General features: G+C 56.8%; 3 protein-coding genes. All 3 read left to right on the top strand.

Annotated features, from left to right (window positions below; genetic code table 11):
• Positions 1 to 2,178 (top strand): hypothetical protein (locus PMI12_RS13995; protein WP_007833426.1); only part of this gene is annotated, 2,178 nt, incomplete at its 5' end.
• A gap of 1 nt (position 2,179) precedes the next feature.
• Positions 2,180 to 2,614: a hypothetical protein gene (locus tag PMI12_RS28750; protein ID WP_157632200.1), complete on the top strand. Its 435-nt coding sequence runs from the start codon at positions 2,180 to 2,182 to the stop codon at positions 2,612 to 2,614.
• Between the two features lie 298 nt (positions 2,615 to 2,912).
• Positions 2,913 to 3,259: hypothetical protein (locus tag PMI12_RS14000; RefSeq protein WP_007833427.1), on the top strand; the 347-nt coding region annotated here is incomplete at its 3' end.

Genomic DNA, 3,259 nt, shown 5'->3' on the forward strand with positions numbered 1-3,259 from the left:
AAGCCTTACGACCCGAGCAAGATTGCCAATGATTCGCCGACGATGATGGCGACTCCGCAGAGCCAGGGGGGTGGGTGCGGGGGGCTCGGGCAGGTCATTGTGGCCATCGTGGCTGTCGTGGTGACCGTCTTGTCCTATGGAACGCTGTCAGAACTCGGCTATGGCATGGTGACTGCAGGCGCCGCTGCTGGCGCAGCAGGCTCAATTGCCAGTCAGGTAGTGGGCAATGCCATTGGCGTGCAAGATGGATTCAGCTGGAAGGGCGTGGCCCTGGGTGCTATTGGTGGCGTGGTGTCCGCAGGCCTGGGAGGTGCGAACATACTTCCTGACACGGGTAGCGCATTTATCAACGGAGCAATGCGCGGAGCTCTTGGCAGCGCCATCACACAAGGCGTTGCCGTCGTGACCGGATTGCAAGACAAGTTCAGCTGGAAGAGCGTGGCGGCCAGTGCAGTGAGTGCAGGTGTAAGCCAAGGGCTGAATTCGGCGATGCAGTACGACCCCAAGGCGCAGTTCGATTTCGGGAAGAGCTTCGTATCAGGATTCGGCGGTGCTCTGGCGGGGACAGTCGTACGGGGCGGCAAGATCAGTGGCGCGCAAATTGCGGCAGACGCGTTCGGCAACATCATTGGGGATGCTCTTGCAAAGGCCAACAATGTGCCGGGGGTGGTTGGTGCCGAAGAGAAGGCGCGCATCCTGGGTTACTTCGCAGATGGGCCTGGAACGGGATTCAACTTCGCCGACGACATGGCGATGCGTCGTGCAAGCATCAACCCAATGGGATTGCCTACCACGAGTGCTACGGGGAACGCCGACGGCCTCTACGCGCGCAATGGTATGGACGTCATGGATGACACCACGGATGCGAGTGGGCGGCGAGTTGTGACGGTTGGTCAGGACCAAGGGCCTCTGGCTGCATTCCGGTCCGCGGGCATGTCGTCGGCTGAGGCACAAGCGATGTATGGACAGGCTTTGGCCACAGGGCAGATCAGGCGTAACGCCATAGGTATGCCTATCGTCCAGCCTGGACAGACGTTGTATGTGGATTTGAACGACCTGAGCCAAGCCGGATACGGCGGTAATGCGATCGGTTTGGAGAGTCGCAACCGAGCAGCTATCGCCGAAGAGCAAATGAGGCAGGCTGCCCAAGAGGCCACTTATCGCAACGAAAACTACAGCAATGAAGGCCGCAGCAGACCAACCTATGTGGCAACCACCTATGACGACACCCAGAGGATGCTCAACCGCATGTGGGACACGCCGAGCGGGCAGTTTGCCAAAGCCTATTACGCTGCAGGCGCTGCGGCGATGGCACAGCCGGTCGATGGAGGAGGCTTCGGCGATAGCACAAACCGCTTCAGCAATGCGGGCGCCAACATTCCGCTGACGCAAGCGGCCAACTTGGCTGTGGGAGCCGCGGAACTGGCGATCGGAGGGACCTACAACCAAGTAGTCAGGATCGCCGGAGGCTTGGCGTCCATTCCCTACACTCTCGCAGGCACTGACGCAGCGGTCGGTGTGCAAGAGGGATTTGCGGAGAGTTGGAGCTACTCCCCGCGCAGTGATGGTGCTCAGACCATCATGCGTGGTTTGGCACCTGTGGCGCAGCGAGTCAGCAATGGACTACAGGCTGCACGCGACTTCACTGCCGGATACATTGGTGACGGCGCGACAACAATCCTCTTTGCGGGGACACAATTTGCACTGGAAGCTGGCGCAACTGTGACGGGATTGCGTACCGTTAGCAGCATGGGTGAGACGCTGTTAGCGAGCAGGGCGAGGGGCTTGAGCGGCAGCGGGCGAAGTGCCGCTGTGGAGTTCGCCGGTGGCACTCAAGTGTATGTTTCTGATCTTAGTCACGTAACAGGAAAGGCTGCTGCGTCGAGGAATCGGGCTATAGATGCAATTATTAAAGAAGATTTCCCCAATACCAGACTGACATACACTCCTGAATACAGTCCATTTATAGGGCACGGCGTGACACAAGAGGGGGCTGGAATTCAGATAGGGAAAAATTCATTTTCCTCCCGCGCCAGTTTACGGGACACGATTATTCATGAGGAATTGCACAATAGGTGGTGGTCGAGGGGAATTTACGACCACCACCCCCTTGGCAGCGCCAAGGAGGCAAGGTTTTACGAGACAATTGATCGCTACAATCGAATGAGAGGATGGTGAAATGATTGATGATAAAAATCAATTGCCTGAGCTTGAGGCGTGCCCAAGATGTGGGGTATCCAATGCTCTCCGCGTAGGGCAATCAAATCAAAACGGAAAGCTGAGATGGCACGAGGTGATCAATTGCTCAAGTTGCGGCTTGCATAGTGAGGCTGATGGCGTAGGCCTTGCACCATCAGAAATTAGAAATCTGCTGATCAAGATGCACGGCCTTTGGGCTATTCGAATTGATGATATTAAATCGACAGCAAATATCATCAAAGTGCTTAGAAATTCTCTTTCTTTGGACATGAAAGATGCGGCATCGTTGATCAAGATATTGCCAGGCTCCGTTTATTCCGGAACAAAAGCAGAAGCTGAGTGGCTGGCTGATTTGCTAATAAAAGCAGGTGAAGTGCCAACTCTTGAGCAGATAAGTGATGCTGCGATTGCTTAAGCCTGCATTTGGCAATCTGTTTTGGCGAATATTTTTCGTAGTTAGATTTTTCCTGCTTGGTTGCCAAGAAGAAATAAAAGCCTTCTTCACTTCAGTCGCTTTGGTCGGAGCGCGTAAGGGCCTCTTGTTGCGTAAGTTGTTTTTGCCATTCAGGTCCTCTGCGTTGCAGCACTGTTGACCTCGCGCTTGTGCTTCTGTTACTTGATGAAGGCAATGAGTCGCTGAGGGATCTGTCGCTTGACCTGGACATCGAGTTTCTCGATTCTGCTGCAGGCGGCACTGCATCGACGACGCGGGCGTGGGCAAGGTCACGACCTACGCCTATGACCTGGGCGGACGGCGCACCCGCGAGACCACCGTACAGGACGGCGTCACCTACCAGGACAACCAGATGGCCTACGACGCGCTGGGCCGCCTGCGCTGGGTGGCCGACACCAACGCCTACATCACCATCGACTACGACAAGGTCGGCAACCGCACCCACATCCACACCAAGCTCGCCTACAGCGCGCTGACCGCCCAGGGCCCGCAGGGCACACCCATCGAGGGCGGCGAGGAGACCGACCGCTACTTCGCCTACGACCAGATGAACCGCCAGACGCTGGTCGATTCGGCCACCGCCGACGGCAGCGTGCTGGGCGCCGA

This window comes from Variovorax sp. CF313 (genome assembly GCF_000282635.1).
Classification (GTDB): Bacteria; Pseudomonadota; Gammaproteobacteria; order Burkholderiales; family Burkholderiaceae_C; genus Variovorax.